General features: G+C 28.8%; 15 protein-coding genes. 8 read left to right on the plus strand and 7 right to left on the minus strand.

All coding sequences use genetic code 11. The annotated features are described in order from the left end of the window. Position 1 precedes the first annotated feature (1 nt). The 6 genes from GOY08_RS02025 to fni are packed head-to-tail and all read right to left on the minus strand — an operon-like array spanning position 2 to position 6,733. The gene (locus tag GOY08_RS02025) at positions 2-1,060 is read right to left on the minus strand and encodes a tyrosine-type recombinase/integrase (protein WP_158996891.1); all 1,059 of its coding nucleotides are present in this window, start codon (positions 1,058-1,060) and stop codon (positions 2-4) included. Further along, complete coding sequence (gene mvk / locus GOY08_RS02030) at positions 1,044-2,060, minus strand: mevalonate kinase (RefSeq protein ID WP_158996892.1); 1,017 nt, start codon at positions 2,058-2,060, stop codon at positions 1,044-1,046. The genes GOY08_RS02025 and mvk overlap by 17 nt, the downstream gene beginning before the upstream one ends. Beyond that, a complete protein-coding gene (gene mvaD, locus GOY08_RS02035; protein ID WP_158996893.1) occupies positions 2,057-3,271 on the minus strand; it encodes a diphosphomevalonate decarboxylase in 1,215 nt (404 codons plus the stop codon). Before mvaD ends, mvk begins: the two co-directional genes overlap by 4 nt. After that, positions 3,261-4,277 (minus strand): hypothetical protein, encoded by a 1,017-nt coding sequence (locus tag GOY08_RS02040; RefSeq protein ID WP_158996894.1) that lies wholly within the window; start codon positions 4,275-4,277, stop codon positions 3,261-3,263. The genes mvaD and GOY08_RS02040 overlap by 11 nt, the downstream gene beginning before the upstream one ends. Before the next feature lie 13 nt (positions 4,278-4,290). Beyond that, positions 4,291-5,616: a hydroxymethylglutaryl-CoA reductase, degradative gene (locus GOY08_RS02045; protein WP_158996895.1), complete on the minus strand. Its 1,326-nt coding sequence runs from the start codon at positions 5,614-5,616 to the stop codon at positions 4,291-4,293. A 10-nt stretch (positions 5,617-5,626) separates the two neighbouring features. After that, positions 5,627-6,733 (minus strand): type 2 isopentenyl-diphosphate Delta-isomerase, encoded by a 1,107-nt coding sequence (gene fni, locus GOY08_RS02050; RefSeq protein ID WP_158996896.1) that lies wholly within the window; start codon positions 6,731-6,733, stop codon positions 5,627-5,629. A 212-nt stretch (positions 6,734-6,945) separates the two neighbouring features. Between fni and GOY08_RS02055 the strand changes: the two genes are divergently transcribed. Together GOY08_RS02055 and GOY08_RS02060 are read left to right on the plus strand one after the other, a co-directional pair. Further along, the gene (locus GOY08_RS02055) at positions 6,946-7,560 is read left to right on the plus strand and encodes a hypothetical protein (RefSeq protein WP_158996897.1); all 615 of its coding nucleotides are present in this window, start codon (positions 6,946-6,948) and stop codon (positions 7,558-7,560) included. A gap of 3 nt (positions 7,561-7,563) precedes the next feature. Next, positions 7,564-8,208, plus strand: a complete 645-nt coding sequence (locus tag GOY08_RS02060) for a hypothetical protein (protein WP_158996898.1) — start codon at positions 7,564-7,566, stop codon at positions 8,206-8,208. Positions 8,209-8,212: 4 nt separating this feature from the next. On the opposite strand, the gene GOY08_RS02065 is transcribed toward GOY08_RS02060, so the two are convergent. Next, complete coding sequence (locus GOY08_RS02065) at positions 8,213-8,455, minus strand: hypothetical protein (protein WP_158996899.1); 243 nt, start codon at positions 8,453-8,455, stop codon at positions 8,213-8,215. A gap of 169 nt (positions 8,456-8,624) precedes the next feature. On the opposite strand from GOY08_RS02065, the gene GOY08_RS02070 reads away from it, so the two are divergent. From GOY08_RS02070 to GOY08_RS02095, 6 genes are all read left to right on the plus strand, one after another. Further along, a complete protein-coding gene (locus GOY08_RS02070; protein WP_158996900.1) occupies positions 8,625-9,323 on the plus strand; it encodes an LbetaH domain-containing protein in 699 nt (232 codons plus the stop codon). A 71-nt stretch (positions 9,324-9,394) separates the two neighbouring features. After that, positions 9,395-11,269, plus strand: coding sequence for a hypothetical protein (locus GOY08_RS02075; RefSeq protein WP_158996901.1), 1,875 nt, complete (start codon positions 9,395-9,397; stop codon positions 11,267-11,269). Positions 11,270-11,513: 244 nt separating this feature from the next. Then, on the plus strand, positions 11,514-13,502 hold the full coding sequence (locus tag GOY08_RS02080; protein WP_158996902.1) for a hypothetical protein: 1,989 nt from the start codon (positions 11,514-11,516) through the stop codon (positions 13,500-13,502). A gap of 82 nt (positions 13,503-13,584) precedes the next feature. Beyond that, positions 13,585-14,283 carry a substrate-binding periplasmic protein gene (locus GOY08_RS02085; protein WP_158996903.1) on the plus strand — a complete coding sequence of 233 codons (699 nt, stop codon included), beginning with the start codon at positions 13,585-13,587 and terminating at the stop codon, positions 14,281-14,283. Positions 14,284-14,610: 327 nt separating this feature from the next. Further along, positions 14,611-16,281, plus strand: coding sequence for a hypothetical protein (locus GOY08_RS02090; RefSeq protein ID WP_158996904.1), 1,671 nt, complete (start codon positions 14,611-14,613; stop codon positions 16,279-16,281). A 256-nt stretch (positions 16,282-16,537) separates the two neighbouring features. Beyond that, complete coding sequence (locus GOY08_RS02095) at positions 16,538-18,298, plus strand: hypothetical protein (protein ID WP_158996905.1); 1,761 nt, start codon at positions 16,538-16,540, stop codon at positions 18,296-18,298. Positions 18,299-18,320 lie beyond the last annotated feature (22 nt).

Consider the following 18,320-nt stretch of genomic DNA (forward strand, 5'->3'; position numbering starts at 1 on the left):
TTTATTTAGGATGAAATTTATCTAAATTTAATTTCAATGCAGCAGATTCCTCAATTTCATTTGCTTTCTTTATATAAATAGCAGTTGTTGAGATTTCTTTATGGTTTAATAAGTGCTGAATTTCTCCAATTGGAGTGCCTTGATTATGTAATAAAGTAGCTAATGTTGCTCGACAACTGTGAGGGCTGATTTTTTTTTCAATGCCAGCAGACTGAATTGCTATATTTAACATTTTATATATGGCTGGTTGGGTTAATTTAGTTTGTATTTTTACATTTTGACTACGAACAAATAAATAGTCATTTTCATTGGCATTATTTCTACAAATTTTGCGATAATTTTCGATAATAGATGCAGTTTTAGGATGAATAATTGGAGAGTGTTGCTCATTCCCTTTTACTTTTAAGTGTAGTCTTGTAAAGTCTGGGTTGCTTTCAATGTCTTTTAATTTTAATTGGCAGAGTTCTTCTACACGCATTCCAACAGAAAGTAATGTAGATATTACTGAATATGCCAATATTGCAGCTTTAGAAGAACGAGAAAAAATATTTTGCTGTGTGTATTCTAAATAATTATTTTCTAAATATTGTAATAAAATTTTTACTTCAGCAAAAGTTAAAGCATTTGTTTTACTTTCAAAAGTTAATTTAGGTTTCTGAATAAATTCCATAGGGTTTTTACTAACTAATTTTCTTTTTATACAAAACATAAATACAGAAGAAATAACAATTAATTTCCTTCTAATAGATTTTTGATTTAGATTTTCTCTACTATTTAATTCATTATTCCAAGAAATTAATACTTTTTCATCAATGTTTTTAATACAAAAAATGCCTTTTCTTTCTAAAAATAAATTAAATTCTTTTAAGTCGTTTAAATAGCTGCGTCTTGTGTTGATGCTTGTGAAACTAAACACAAAATGTAAAATAATATCTTTGAAGTTGGTAGTAAGTTCTCTTTGACTCCATTCAGACAGAGATTTAACATCAATGAAGGTCTTCTTTTTTAATGCGTTGGTCGCAGAGGTGGAGATTTTTAGGTTATTAGTATTGTTCTTCATAAACAGGTACTTTAGTGATATAGAGAACGTCTTCACTAAATATATTATATAAATGCTCAGGTTTTTTTTCAAATAGTGCCAAAACTAATCCACCGCCTCCAGCTCCAGTAAGCTTTGCTGCTAAAGCCCCATTAGATTGCAAGGTTTTAATTAAATCAGTTATTTTTTTTGTTGATACACCAAGTTTTTCTAAAAATAATTGTGCGCAATTTAGGTTACTTGCAATATCAAGTAACCTGCCTTCTTTTAAAAAGACTAAAGTACTATCTGTTAGTTTACTAAGATTATCTAAATATTTCTTGCCATTGTCAGGATTTATTTTTAAAAAATCAGCAACTTTTTTTACCATAGAAGCAGTATCACTTCTTTCTTTGGTATCGACCAAAGCGAGCCAAAATTCTTTCGCATTTTTAATATATTTAAAACCATTCTCTTTACTAAACTCTATCAGACCATCACATGCAACAGTTGTAACATCTAAACCACTTGCTTTTCCTGAGTGGAACAAACAATCTACATCATTTGAAAATTGAATTTGAGTTTCATTAGAAATTTCTTGAGTAAGTAAGTGCTTATGTTTTGCTATTTCAATAGAAAGTTTAACTAAACAGGTGCTAATAGCTGCACTGCCCCCCATTCCTCCACCCAAAGGAATTTCTGATTGAATAACTATTTTTTGGGGGGAAAAATGTTTTAATTCTAAAGAAGGATGACAAAGCTGCAAAGCCTTTTCAAATGCTAAAGTTAAAAGTTTTTGTATTTCTTTGTTTGTCTGATAAATATTTCCTTTAATTCTGGTCTCCCAAGAATCTTCCCATGATTCTGTGAATTTATCAGGACAAATTTGCATGTTTAATCTAATATCTGGAAGAGCTAATGAAATAGCTTTATGTCCATAGACTACTGAATGTTCTCCAATTAAAATAGCTTTGCCGCCAGCATTAGCATTTAGATTTAAATGTGTTAATACTTGCTTATTTATTGATTTATATTCACTCATGATAAAGCACCAGTAGTGTTTAATTTGTTTTTCATTTCATAAAAATTATTTCTTCCAAGCATTAATCCACCTGAAAAGTTGTTTTTTAATATTTTTAATGAGCCTGATTTTTTTATTTCAAGATTTTTTATAAAATCGTGTATAAAGTTACAAGCTGACGGCATATATAAAATATGGATATTAGGACCTGCATCTAATGTCCAAAATGCCTCAGCTTGTAATTTATTTCTACGTTGTACAAATGAATGAATAATATCAGAAGTTTCATGGGTTAAGTAGCAAGCCTTTGGTGAGGAGGTTTGCATAACAGCATGCATTAATATTGCATCTTCTTCTGAAATTTCTTGCACCTTTTTAAAATCAAAATTTGCTATTGCTTGTTCTAATAAATGTAACTTTGAATTTAATCCTGCAAGTCTAATATTTTGGAATGGAGATGTATGGACATATTGATGTCCTTCTGAACTGCTGATTTTTTTTTCAGAAGAGTCTAATACTAAAACTAAATGGTTTAAATCAGTCCATTTTTCGTTATAAGGAATAGATAAAGTGTCACTATATATTTTTTTATTTTCTGGTAATTGATCTTCAACTTTCCATTTAACAAAAAAATCTTTATCAGAAAAAACACTTCTTGTTGCAGACCCACTGCCAATTCTTGCCCATTGAGTTAGCCAATATAGTAAATTATCTTGTGAAAAGTGTTTATCAAGTTGGAGAAGATCTGCTATAGAGCCCACAAGTGCTGCATATCCCGCTGCACTAGAAGCAATACCGCAAGCGGTTGGAAAATTGTTTTGACTTTTTATTTCTAAAGCTAATGATTGGATACAAGGAAGTAAAATAGTATTTATTATTTTTTCCATTTTAAGAGGTATTTTTGTCTCTAAATTTTCATTATTTAAAAATAATTTATGCTTAAATAACATAGGGTGATTTTCTGATTTTTCAACAGATCTTCCTTGTACTGTTACTTTGGTAAACGCCCTAAAACCACCTAACGTAAAGCTTATGCTTGAATTAAGAGGTAATTGCAGTTCATCATTTTTCTTACCCCAATATTTGACTAATGCAATGTTACTTGGTGCTGAGGAAAATCCATTATCCCCATTTTGAAGAAATATTTTCTTTGAATCAAATAGATTATAAACAACTTTATTTAATTCAATTAATCTTGGAGGAAGGTCAGTATAAATTAGGTTATCTTTCATTTAAATCTCCAACCTTACTAAAGGCAAAAACAATATCATCTTTTAAAATTTTGCAGTTATTGATTAAATAATCAGGTGTTGCCAATGTCCATAAACAGTCACCATGTCCTGCTCCCATGGTTTTGAATGTTACTTTATATGAATTTAATTGAATTATTAAATTATTAAAAGTTGTTTCTTCTACTGGAAGAATATTTTGCTTACTTGCTATTACTTGCGCTGATTTCATCAGGTAATTCAAGTTTTTTATACTAGAATCATTAATAAAACTCTCAGCTAATTTTGTATGGGAATTAGCGAATTCTTCTTTTTTATTATCTTGAGAAAAAATATATATTGCTTTTTTAGTATCAGAATAAATGTTTGTTTTAAGGAAACAACCATATAAATTTATATCATCTTTAGGTTTAAATTTTGTTATATTTGGTATTTCGGAGTCTTCTTGGTTTTGAAATACCCAAAATTGAATAGGTTCATTTTCAGATTGAGACAAATAGTGGGCTAATTGAACAGCCACATCGTATCCGCTCCCTTTCCCTTGAACATTTATAATAGATTGACGAATATTTTTCCAAAAAATAGGATTTGAAAAAATTGGCTTATTATCTAAAAAAATAGAATTAAATGCTACTGCAATTCCAGATATGATGGCTGATGAAGAGCCAAATCCAAGGCTTGGAGAATAACTATTTAAAATTGAAATTTCTATATTTCTATTTTTGATATAGCAATACCAAGGTTGAAGTAACTTGATAAAAAATAAAGTTTTTTTATCAAGTGGAGTTTTGAGTTCTAGTTCTTTACTAGAAAATTCAATTTCTTTACTAGAAAAAAAATCACTTTTAATTTTAATAAGGGAACTGTCTTTAAAATTAGAAGAAACTTTAATATTAAATTTAAAAAAGTATTGGTCGAAAGTAACAGCTATTGCTTTCCCATGATTCAATACTCCATATTCCCCAAAAAGCATAGCTTTTGCAGGGATCTTAACATTTACTTCATGCATTAATTTAACTTCTTTAATTTTTGTGGCGTAGATTATCAACAACAGATATACTTGGAAGATGATCGTATTGTCGCATCATTTCTAAGTTTTTTTCGTGAAGTGCCATATGTCCTTTTTGAATTCCTTCACAACCTAACGCTCTGATTGCAGATAAATTTTGTGCTAAACCGACACTTGCAATAATTGCTGATAGCTCGGAAGCTGTCGGAGATCCTAATAATTTTAAACATGCTGTAGCTGCTGGATGTAATTTTGTAACTCCACCTACTGTACCAACTGCAATAGGAAGTTCTATTTCACCTTGTAAGCGCCGTTCAGAATTTATAAACCATTTGGTTAAAGGTTTATAAACACCTGTTAGAGAAGCATATGCATGGCACCCAGCTTCAACAGCTCTCCAATCATTTCCTGTTGCTATTACTACAGGATCAATTCCATTCATAATTCCTTTATTGTGAGTTGCTGCTCTAAAAGGATCTAAATCAGCAAATTCCCATACAGAGCAAATTCTTTTTGCGGCTTCTTCACCTGAATAACCATTTCGCTCTAATGCTGAAAATTCAATTTCACATTTTACTTTTGAAATACGATGTGTTGTTAAGTTAGTAAGAATTTTAGAACCTACAGAACATGGGATCAGTTCTGGTAATTTTCTTCCTATTTCTTCAGCAATACTATTAACTATATTTGCTCCCATTGCTTCTTTTGTATCAACATTTACGTGTAAAACATAGTATCCAAGTTTATTTAAACTTCTTAATTCTATACTTTTTACACCGCCTCCTCTTTCAATTAACCTTGGATGGCATTTTTGTGCAATTGCAATTAATTTTTCTCTTAAAAATTCATGATAAAGAGTATTTATATTCAAGCTTGGTGCCACAATGAACTGAATTTGACATGTTGCAATCGTCTCAGTAGGAGTTGAAGTAAAACCACCACATGTTCTTGCCAGTTTAGCTCCGAAACTTGCTGCTGCAACAACACTTGATTCTTCAACAGCCATTGGAATAAAAATTTCTTTTCCATCTATTAAAAAATTTGTTGCAATTCCAAGAGGTAACGTAAAACCTCCGATACAATTTTCAATAAATTTTTCGGCTTGATCAATATTTAATGCACCCGAATTATTCAAAATGGAAGCGTCTTCATGACTAATAATATTTCTGGTTGTTAAGGCTTGAGAACGTTGTTTTGCACTCATTTGAGCAAAGTTGGGAATTCTACTAGAAGCAAGCGCATGCTGTTGTTTTGAGGCATGATAAGGAACAGATTTTGAGGCCATATCATCAATTTGAGAATCACTTCTGGATAGTATCTGCTGTTTGTCTTTTCTCATTTTAATACCCTTAGCATTTAGTTACTCCTGCGATTCTAGAACTCAATTCTTTTAAAGTTCTTGCTCCTGAACAAAACATTGTAATAGAAAGAGCTTTTTGAAAAAACTGCAATTCTTTTTCAACAGTTTCTAGCGGGGTACTACCATTTTCATTTGAAATAGCCGCTCTAAATAATGGTAGACCAACACCCGCCATTGTCGCTCCTAAGGCAACAGCTTTGGCAACTTGTAATCCGTTGCGCATTCCACCAGTTGCCACTAAAGGGATATTGTATCCGAGTTCTTTTTTGAGTCTAGAACATGCCAATAAAGACTCATCCGTTCTCATACCCCAGTTGCGAAATAACTCGCCAAGGCGTTGACCATCATTTTGAGATCTTAAGCCTTCAATATATCCCCAACTCGTTCCGCCTTTTCCTCCAACATCTACACTAGCAACACCAACAGAAACAAGTTTTTTGAACGTTTCAGGGGAAATTCCAGAGCCTACTTCTTTAATTATGAGAGGTACTGAAATAGTTTTTACTATATTTTCAATTTTATTTAATAAATTTGAAAAATTTCTTTCACCTTCGGGTTGAATGCATTCTTGTAAAGCATTTAAGTGAAGGGCAAATGCGTTTAATTGCAATTTATCTATAAGTCTTTGAATATCTTCTGTTTTTATACCATAATTCAGGCTTACAGCTCCTAAATTCCCAATTAAAAAAACATGAGGCGCCACTTTTCGCACATCAAACAATTTCTGAAATTTTGAATCAGAAAGCATCATTTTTTGTGAACCCAGTCCCATCGGTATATTATATTTTTGTGCAACTAGAGCCAAGGTTTCATTGATTTCTTGTCCTTTTGCAACTCCGCCAGTCATTCCAGTTATCAGGATTGGCAAAGAAAATGTTTGCCCAAGGAATTTTTGTGATGTGTTAACTTCGTTGAAATGAAATTCAGGTAGAGCTTCAGGTGTAAAGAAGTATTGAGAAAAGTTTTCTCCAAGGGACTCAACATCTTTTGTTTCACAGATTGAAATATGATCATTTTTTCGACTGATCATCAATTCTGGATTGTCTTCAATTGTACTTAAAATATTAGAATTGTTAAATTTTTCTTCGCTGGACAAAATTTAGGACTCCTCAGCTAGTCTTAATTGAGGGTTATTCATTCACCTTTCAATGGCTTACCAATATGAATACTTACAATCAAGAGAAACAAAAGAAAAACCTTTAATCATCAATTTTATCTGACGATATACAATAATGACGGCGTTTGACTATTTATAATAGGTATTTTAAAATTAACTAAGTCATCTCGTTAAGTTAATTGGAGGCAAAAATGAGCTCCAAATTGGATCAAAATGCTCTTTGGATGACAGGTTTAAATCCAACACAATTTTTTCATGAAATGGTTGTTGAAGCTCAGGAGAGGCAGGGACTTAAATTAACAGAAAATGTTGAGTTTTATATTGTTAATTTATTGTGTGCTCACGTTAGAAGTACAGAATCAGATGATACTGAAGATTGTCTTGCCTTGATATTGAAAAAAGCATTAGAAAGCCCGCATAATGAAAAAATAGCGTTATATAAAAAACTTGCCGATACTGCTTTATACTTCTCAGGATTTTTCCAAGAGTATTTCAATAGAAAAAGCTTTAATATTAAATATTATGTAAATATGGGCGAATCTGCTTACAATGAGTTATCTAATTTATTAAAAGGAAAAACAACGTACCAAGAAACTATGTCCAAAATTTATTATGAAATGAGTTGTAGTTTTAATATTGCTGTAGATATTTTACTTGATATATCTGAGCAAACTACACAATCAGGTCAAGAGAGATCATTGCTCAGTATTTATGATGCTTGGTTGAATACAAATAGCGCAAAGCTAGAAAAAGAATTATTTCTAAGAGGGGTAACTCCAATTAAAGTATCAACTCGTAAGGTTTAGTTAATGGGAATTAGGAATCAATCTAAACTATTTTCAAGTTGTAATCATTTAATTAATATACTTTCAAGCTATTATAATTTTTATAATCAAGATCCGATTGATAATTATTTGATTTCTGCTCCAACTGGGGAATTACATGCAAATTGCGGGCAAACATTATTTGAAGAAAATTCAGAAAATAATGAATTATATATTGGAATTCAATTTGGTGAATATATTATTGATGAAATTGAAAATAATGAATTTATATCATTAAATTCATTAGCTGTTATTTCTGAAGAAGTAAGTCATTTTAAGATAATAATTGATTCTGTAATTTTAAATTCAAGTATTTCCAAACTTGAGATTGAAATGCTTGGTGAAATAGATCGTTTTATATGCTTGATGCATTGGAATCAATTAAAAATTAATCCAAAACTGACAAATAATTGGAAAAATTTACATGATATATGCGATTTGGTGTTTCAAGGCAATAGATTTGTAAGTGAAGATAACATTTATAGAGAAGCAGAAGGTTTAGCGTTTAAACATTTAAAGAAAGCATTTATGAATAATTGGGACTCTAGTTATTTTGATTTTTCAAAAATTGATAATCGCGCAAAAGAATATCTTTCCAAACTTAGAGAAAATTTGCTCAAAATAAAATAAAAATTTAATGGATATTTTTAGACAATAATTCTGAAGAATAGTCTAAGTCGGAATTCAGCTTTTGTCTATGTAATTCTTTTTTCCATGCAAACCAAGCTAATGATTCTTCTTCTAGCCAATAAAATTTTTCTTTATATTCAAAAGGAATTAAAATTTCACAGACTTTTTTTGCTTCTTCACAAGAAGCATTAGGGTTTTCTTCTGTCCAAATACGAAATTTTTCTTTAAATATATTTTTATCAAACATTTTATTCACGCCTTTTTAAGCTGAATCTTATTGATGCCTGATTATTATTCAGGAATCTATATATCTTTCGGATAAAAAGTTGTATACTTAACTTTTAATTTTAGTTAACTAAGATCTTCTCAAAACTCTAGTTTTTTGTTAAACTAGTATTACATTGATAGGAGGAATGATGAATCGTATATCAATAGAATCTAAATTTGTTACTAATGACTTTCTTTTTGAATTAAAAAGATTCAAAGAATTAAACATTTCTGAAGAACTCTATCGCTATTTACTTGAAGTAGAATACCCTTGGCAAGCATTAGGGAAGCCTCTCACAAAATTTATTGAAAATTGTATCCAAAAAATTCCGCCAGAACAAAGAATAAAAGGTCTAGTGAGTGAGCATGTTTATTTAGAGAACAAAGACTCAATTGTTATTTCAAAGGGAGCTGTTGTTGAAGCGGGAGCTTATATTTCAGGACCTACTTTTATTGGTCCCGAGGCCATTATTCGGCATGGTGCCTATGTTAGAGGCTCAGTATACATTTCGCAAGGCGCAGTTGTCGGACATACTACTGAATGCAAGGGAAGTATTTTAATGCCTTCAGCAAAAGCAGCACATTTCAATTATGTTGGTGATTCCCTCTTAGGAGTTGATACAAACTTAGGCGCTGGAACTAAATTAGCAAATTTAAAAATGAATCATAAAAATATTATTCTGGCTTTAGACAATAAAAAAATAGATTCTGGGTTAAAAAAATTCGGTGCAGTGCTTGGCAATAGAGCGCAAACAGGGTGTAATTCAGTGACGAATCCAGGTACTATAATGTTGCCAGAAACCGTTTTGTTACCAAATCATACCGCTTTAGGCGTTATTAGACGATAATAAATCCTTGTTTTCCTAAATAAAAAATTCATTGTTCCGATCCGAAAGTTGCGTTGTTTCAAGGAGCAACTATGCGGATTTTTCTTTATAAATTTCCTGTTATTTTTTTTGTCATTGCATGCTCCAAAACGGGAGGGTTTAATAACCCTGCGACGAATATTTCTAGAGAAATGATAGAGTCTAGCTTTCCAAAAGAAATTATTGAGTTAAATAAAACATTGGATTTTCGGTACGATTCAGTCGGCAAAGGTTTTAATAGTTTAACAGGAACAACAAGTGAAAGTTGTTTTGAAAATGATAGTGTACAATTTATAGATGCACCTGCATCTAATATTACCTATGAAGAAAACTTATCATCAAGTCAAATATTAAGTAAGATAGGAATTGGAATAAATTTAAATATTCCTTTGCAAGTTACTGGCGGATTAATAACTCTTTCGCCGGAAATAAATTATGCAAGAGATTCTTCTGTAAGCGAGTTATCAAAAACATCGCATTTAGTAATTGAAATAAAAAAGGGTTATAATCAAATATTTATAAAAGATAAAATAAATTCTTTCAAAATGAAAGATAATTACTATAAACTTGTAAAACAAAGCTTAGGTGAATTTTTTAATACTTGCGGTGATGAAGTAATAGTAAAGCAATTTTTAAAAGCTCAATTATTCATCACAGCAAAATATACTTTTCCAGATATAAATGTAAAAAAAGAATTTGAAAATGCGATGGGTACAAGTATGTTTAACCCATTTATTATTTTTGCGAAGAAAGAAGAGCTAAAAGAATCTATTTCTGTCCCTAATCTTAATGCAGAATCTAAAATAGAGCCAAAACCTAGAAAGCTAACAGAATTTCTTGAAGCTTTAAAAAAGGATTATAATGTTCTTTTTACTGAAAAAGGTTCTGGATTATCGCCTGAAATTAAAATAAAACTGAACAAAATAAGTCAAAAGAATTTAGAAAAAATATTTTTAAGTATAAAAGCAATTCAACTTGGAGGAGAACCTAAAAAATTGCCATCTTTTGCAGTTTCTGCCTGCAATTTATCAGATTTAAAAACTTGTGATTCAATCTTTAAACTTATTCAGATTTATGCAGCGAATAATTTTTTGGATCAACTTCAGGATGAAAAAAATTTAGAACAACAAAACCCAGAATATAAATTTTATGCTGGTGAATTTGAAAAAGTTTTATACAGTTCAATTCCAATATCTTCTAATGATAACATTAATATAAATCAAGATATAGAAAAATATTCGGATAACAGTATTTTATTTTCACAATTAAAGTTAAATATACGAAATGATATAAATGACAGTTTTTCAAAATATTTATTTGCGCAAGACATAAAATCAGCAAAGAGTTTTAATTTGTTAGCAAAGAACGAAATAAATTTAGTGAATTCAACATTATCTTTAGCAGAAAAAAATTTATTTAATTTAATGCGATTTGTAAGGCAATGCTATTCAGATACAATAAAATGCCAAAATGAGTATTCAAATAGTAAAAATATTTTTCATCAAAATTTTGAGAAAAATTTTGATGATATTCATGCTTGGCAGCTTCTTGCATCTACTTCTGCAAATTGGCAACCAGTTCGGTATGTTTTGGGTGCTTTTAATTCAGATAGAATTACACAAGATTTTTTTGTGAACTCTATTTTTCAAGGGTATTCTCTTTTCTTTTTTAAGTATTTAGATAAAGATAAAAATAAAGTAACTGTAGATAAATTACCTAATGTTAATTTATCTACTTCATTTCGTTGTCATTCTTGGTTGAGTGATGCTTTAGGTCATATTTGGTTGCAGGAAGTTTATCCAAATACTGTTTTTCCAATTACAGAAAATATGCTCAATATTTGTGGAACAAAGGCTTCTTTTTCTGGTTCTATTAATAGTGATTTAGAAAAATTAGGTCCATTTATTTTAGAAATTTGGGCACATTAAAAATGAAAAATATTTCTTCATAAAGTAAAAATAAATGGTAAGTAAAACAAAAGAAATTAATAGCTTCTTCATGAATATATAATCCGCTTTTTTTTTTATTTCTTTAATTTTATAATTATTAAAAATAATATAAGAATTTATTTAATATATTAATATTGAAAAATTTCTTTTTTTAGATTATTAAATTTTATAAAGGAATCATAAAGAATAGCTTCAAATTTGTACTAACAAGGAGTGTTAATGTATGAAGGATGCAAGGATATGCATTACATTTAGTATTTTTTTATTATTAGGCTGTGGGAAGGAGCAAAGTAGTTTTCAAGAAGAAAAACAAAGTCAACTTAGTTCATATCGCTCATCAATTAAAAATAAATTTAGCGATATTATGAATGATCTAAATGATAAAATTGATGATAGAACTGACTCAATTGGTCGTGGCTACAATAGTATAACGGGTTTAATTGCTGAAAGATGCTTTGAAAATGCTTCCTATCAATTTATTTATGAACCATCTTCAAAAATTGCGTATGAAGAAAATCTTACAAGTGAACAATTACTAGGAAAGTTAGGTATTGGGGTCAATGCAACAATTCCTATTCAGGCATCCGGTGTGCCAATAACTCTTTCGCCAGAAGTAAAATATTCTATGGAATCAGCGGTAAACAGTTTGTCAAGAACTTCTAGTATAACGATAGAAGTCATAAGAGGACATAATAAACTAGCTATAAAAGACACATCATTTTTAAAATTAAGAAGTGAGCACTATTCTATTTTGAAAAGTAGTAAAACAGACTTTTTTAATTCTTGTGGAGATGAATTTATTGTTAAACAAAATATTAAAGCTCAATTAATAATAACAGCTAAATTTATTTTTTCAGATTCTAAAACAAAATCAGAGTTTGAATCTGTGATGGGTGCTTCGATGCCCGTTCCATTCAATCTAGGAGGAAAAAATACTTCAATTTCACCTGCAAATGTAAATGAATTTGGAGATTTATCAGGGAATTCTAGCAATAATTCGAAAGTTAGAAATCGTATAGCTGATCCATTGTCAAATGATTTTAATGATTTAAGTGAAGTATCTTCAATAATATCAAATGCAAGTAACGGAAATTCAAATAAAATTAATTCGACTTTAGATGAACTAAGAGACGTTTTATCTAACTCTGAAAATGGTTCCAATATGAAAGGAATGTCGCCAGAAATAAAAGTAAAAGTAAACCAAATGTCAGATGAATTAAAGAAAAATATTAGTATATCAATAAAAGCAATTCAATTAGGTGGAGAGCCTGAAAAGCTGCCAATGTTACTTGCTGCTAATTGTAAATTAAGTGATCCAGGTGCTTGTGATTCTTTGTTTACAACAATTCAAAATTATGCTGCAAAAGATTTTCCTGAACAGTTAAAAAGTAATACAGCCGACCCAAGCGATAAAATGAATAATAAGAAATATTATTTAGCTGATACTGAAAAATCTTTATATGGAAACGTTACAATTACAGATCCAACAGGAAGCAACATCAGTAAAGAAATTTTAAAACTTACAAGTCAAACCTTAGAAATATCAAAATTTAAATTACAAATCAGAAAAGATTTACGGCAAAATTTTCAAAATTATATTCGAGCTCAAGATATACAGAATAGTATAGCATACAAACATTTAGCTACAGATGAAATTGCAGCTGTTGTGGAGACTAAAGAAAATTCAGAAAATTATTTATATACTTTATTTAGGTTTATGAATTCATGTTTTTTAGATATTGTACATTGCCAAAATAATTATGTTACAAATAACTCCTTAATTGTAAATAAACAAAATCCCATATTTGATGATATTAAAACCTGGAGTTTAGTAGCATTAAGTCAAGCTGAATGGAAAAAACCAAGGTATTTTGGTCCCTTTTTTCGATCTGACAGAATAAGTAGTGACTTTTTTGAAACTTTTCAATTGAGAGGATATTCAAATTTTATGATTAAATATTTGGATATGCATAGAAACAAAATAACAGTAGAAAAGCACCCTGCGTTAAATTTAAGTTCAACGTTAAGATGCACTACTTGGTTTTTTGATTCATTCGGTAAAATTTGGTTCCAAAATTTACTACCAAATAAAACTTATCCTGTTACTGATTCTATGATTAGCGAATGCAGAGGAAAAAAATTATTTGCTAGCACAAGAAATTCAGACTTAGAAAAATTAGGTGTGTTTAATTATGAAGTTTGGGCTGAATAGTTACTTTGACATTTTTTCGTTGACTTCAAAGATTAATTTTTTTATAAATATTATTAATTATTTATAAAAAATAAGGTTTCAAATGCAAATCTCTTTTTTTGTTAAGCTTAGTATATTTATAAGTTTGAATTGCTACGCTGATGTTTTTAAGGAAATGCAATTTGTCACAGAAAGTAATCCTCCATATGTTGTAGTAACAGAAAACCATACTCTAAGTGGCGAAATCGGTTCAAAAGTTGTCAATGCCTTTCAAAAATTACAATTAGATCCCAAAAAAATTGAAGTCCTTCCATGGACAAGAGCTCTTTTAACTGCCAGAAATAATAAAAATGTAATGTTATTTCCTGTAGCTAAAACCTTTGAACGTATGGAGTATCTAGATTTTGCTATAAAAGTTTATGAACAAAAGTTATATTTTTATAAGTTAAAAAAGAATGAAAACATCAAATTAACTAAATTTGATGATGCAAAAAAATATTCAATATGCGTTGTAAGGGACACTAACACTCATGAAACCTTAAAGCATGAAAAGTTTACAAATTTTGAAGAAACAACTCATTATTCAAATAATATAGAAAAATTTTTAAATAACCGCTGCCAGTTAATTATCTTGAGTGATAAAACTGTGAAAGATAAGATAAAAGAATTTAATGCATCCATTGATGACCTTGAGAAGTTGATTGAAGCCAATAAAATTGATGGAAATATGTACATTACTTTTAGTAAAGGCACTCATCCCAGTGTAGTTAAAAAATTCAAAAAAGCATTTCAAAAAAACTGATATATATAAAATTACTAATAATTTTTAGAAATATAATTTTTATAAGAAAATTAAAATATTGTTAAAATATTTTATAGAAATATCAATAATTTATTATTTTAAAAATAAAAATATTCAAGTTTTAATTTTTAATATGAAATTTATTTCATAAAAACTTAAAGATAAATTTTTATTTATATATTTTTAATTAAAACAATTATTTATGCAATACCTTATAAGTTTTAAGGAAATATTTTAAAATTATTTTATAAAATTTATTGATTTTTATAAAAAAACATTTACTATTTGGTTATGGAGACAAACCTATAAAAATAGATTGAGGTTTTTATGAAAAATATTCATAAATTTATTTCTGTAATGTGCTTTATTCCAATAGTTTTTTCAGGTTGTGGAAAACAAAAGAAAGTTAATGATGATAATTTTAAGAATGTCAATCAAAGCCAATTTAGCTTAGATAAAAATCAGGCTGGAATGATGCAAGGTATTCATTATATGGGGGTTACATTAGCTGAAAACTGTTTTTTGAAAAAAGAGATTATATATCCAAGCAACATTGAGAAAATATTAGTAAGTTATATCGATGATTTACGTGATGATGAAATTAGACAAAAATTAAATATTGGAACAGATATAAAGTTACCTGGAGAGCTAATTGATATCACTGCGGGGATGAATTATTCAAAAAATGCGGCTATAAATAAATTAAGTCGATCAACTACATATCATGCTTATGTGAGGTTAGGTGAAAGTAAAATAGACACTTCGCACGAAAATAATTTCACTTTAAAACCTAGCTATGATCATTTTTTTAATAACGATGGTGAGTTAATTGATCCATACAATTTTATAAAAAAATGTGGGGATGAAATAGTTACATCACAAGTATACTCATCTAAACTTATGATAACTATTAAACTTAATTTTGATTCTATAAAAGCGTTGAAGGAATTTAACGCAAATATAGGTGGCGTATTAAATGCCTTCATTTTGGAAGGAGTAGAAATTGGTCCTACAGTTAAACTAAATCAATTAAAAGAAAGTACTAGGAAACAAATTAAGTTGGAATTACATGGCATTCAAATTGGAGGTCAGCCAGAAGAAATGATGAAAGTTATTTCAACTCATAATTCCTGCCGTCTTGATAATTTAAAAGAATGTAACTTAATTTTTCAAAGACTAAATAAATATATTTCAGAGGATTATAAGCAACAACTTGATGAAGATGATATGTCAACTTGGGCTATAGAAAGTTCAAAAACAACCTCATATGATAAAATGAGTATTTTAAATAATAAGGGTAAATATCTAAAGTTTAATTGGACTAATGACATTAAAGATTCAATTAATCTTAGCATATTAAAATCAGATTTATCTACTAGAATATCTAAGGAGTATGCAAATTATTCAATTGCTAATTCTATCATAAATAATAGTAATTTAGCAACAGATGAAAAAAGTGCATTAGAAGAGATAATTAGAAAAACTAAAAAAAATATTTCAGTTTTAAGAAATTACTCTGCTTTGTGTTATTCTGATTTAAAAAGCTGTTTATTTAATAAAGAGTCAGGGTTTCAAGAATATTTAGAAAACTATGATGAATATTACCTTAAACCAAATATTGGGAGATTAATAAGTAAAATTCGCTCTGATAGTACCCCCTCCGAAGGGCAAAAAAATAGATCTTCAAGTGATTTTTTAAATTTGAAAACAGTTATTGAAGATAGAAAATTTAATAGTGTTTATTTTAAGATTAAAACAATTGATAACATGCTCATGCGTGATAAATCTATACGCTTCAATTTAATGTGTAACAAGCCATGGTACAGAGGAGATGATCCTATAATTATAGCAAGTGCTTTTAATGATTATGAAGTTACTATTGATACACTCGAATTAAATTATACTAGGATGTGTTCAAATGAAGAAATGGTGTATGTTGCCAGCCCCAAAAATATGAATCATCCAGATTTTATAGTCGAAGTTTGGGGGAAAGAATAAATTTTTAAAGATAAATATTTAAATTTATTCTTTAAATTATTCTGGCATTAAAGTTATCTATATTTTTTTTCAGATAAAATTATAATTATACAATAGTTATTTCTTAATAATCAGTAATTATTTTGCTTACCAAAAAAATAAATAAAAAAAATTATTAATTTTATATAGAATATTTTTCTTGCAATTTATGAAATTAAAATTATCATCCTCAAAATACTTGTTGGTCAGTTAACAAAATGATTTTTAGAGGTCTTTCATGCAAAAACGTTATACTATTTTGCCAATTTGTTCTTTTTTTGTTTTCGCATTTTATTCTTGTGGAAAAAAAGAAAATTATCAAAATCAACATCCAAATGAACAAGCAGTAGCACAAAGTTTTTTAAATAGTAGTATGCAGGAAAAAGATTTTTTAGATTATGAAAAAGGAAGTAATGAAGATTCTTCAGTAGATGAGCAAAGTTTTATTCCTACAACTGGAGCTACTGCAAATTCACTTCTGCAAGGCTTTAATAAAATGGGATATTCATTTACAGATACTTGCTTAGAAAGTGATGCAGTATTATATCCAAAATCTATTGAGAAAACAGCAATTAGTTTATCAGATAATATGAAAGAAGAAGACTTTAGAACGGCTTTAAATGTCGGGGTTTCTGCAACTGTTCCTGTAAAAGGAATTGAATTATCACCAGAAATAAAATATTCACGAGAAGCAGCAAGTTCAAGATTGAGCCGCACAACTACTTATTCTGTATATGTTAGATTAGGTGAAACAAAAGTTTCAAACTTAAAAGAAAATAAATTAACATTAAAACCTTTTGCATATAGTTACTTTAATGCTAATGGAAAATTAAATGACCCTTTTAATTTTATTAAAAAATGTGGTGATGAAGTTGTTGTAGCTCAAAAACTTTCAGCAAAACTATTGATAACACTAAAATTAAATTTTGATTCGCAAAAAACATTAAATACTGTTGAAGGAAAATTAGGTTTAGCACAAAATATATTATCAGTTGCAGGAAAAATTGGAATTAATACAAATGTAAAATATTTAGATGATGAAACAAAAAAAGGGATGCATTTAAATTTATATGCAGTTCAATTAGGTGGAAATCCTGTTAATTTAACAGAAATTTTGAGTATGAAAACATCATGCGAAATAGCTAAAATTGAGGAATGCCAAAACACTATTAATCAATTAAATAAATATATTGCAGAAGACTTTAGTAAACAACTAAGTCCAAATAATCCTGATTCTTGGGTAGTAGAATCTTCCCAAACTATGCCTTATGATGAATTAAATATTCTTGATCCTAGTGGTAAGTCTTTTAACTTTAATTGGTTAGAAAATTATGGGGATTCATTAAATTACTCAAAGTTAAAAAATATTATTCATCAAGCTATTTCAAGAGAAGTAAATAATTACTCCATTGCAAATTCTATATTAGAATCAACAAATCTTGCTATTGATGAGAGAAATAATTTGAAAGAAATTTTAGATAAGTCGGAAATAAATATTGATTCTTTAAGAAATTTCTCAAAAGAATGTCATAAAAATTTAATTGAATGTTTGAATAACTATAAAGAAAAAATAAGTCATTTACTACTTGATTATGATGAAAGTTTTTTAAAGCCAAACATAGGTTCTTTAATAGCTAAAACAAAATCAGGAAGATATCCTTTGCCTGGACAACAAAAAAGATCTTCTGTAGACTTTCTTGACTTTAAAAGTATTGTTGATAGCGGAAAGTATTCTAGCGTTTATTTTCGCTTAAAAACATTAGATAATAAGTTAATTTTAAATCAAAATATTAGATTTGATTTGATGTGTAATAAACCATGGTATCGAGGTTTTGATCCTGTTATTTTTGCAGGAGTGTATGCTGGTTATGAAATTCTAACAAATACAATTCAAGCTAACCACTCTTCCTTATGTTCTGGAACTGAATTAGGTTATGTAGCTAGCCCAAGAAATGTTCCTTATTCAGACTTTATTGTAGAGGTTTGGGGTCGAGATTGATACTTAATCAATAATTATATAA

It is taken from the genome of Pigmentibacter ruber (assembly GCF_009792895.1).
In the GTDB taxonomy this organism is placed as follows: Bacteria; Bdellovibrionota_B; Oligoflexia; order Silvanigrellales; family Silvanigrellaceae; genus Silvanigrella; species Silvanigrella rubra.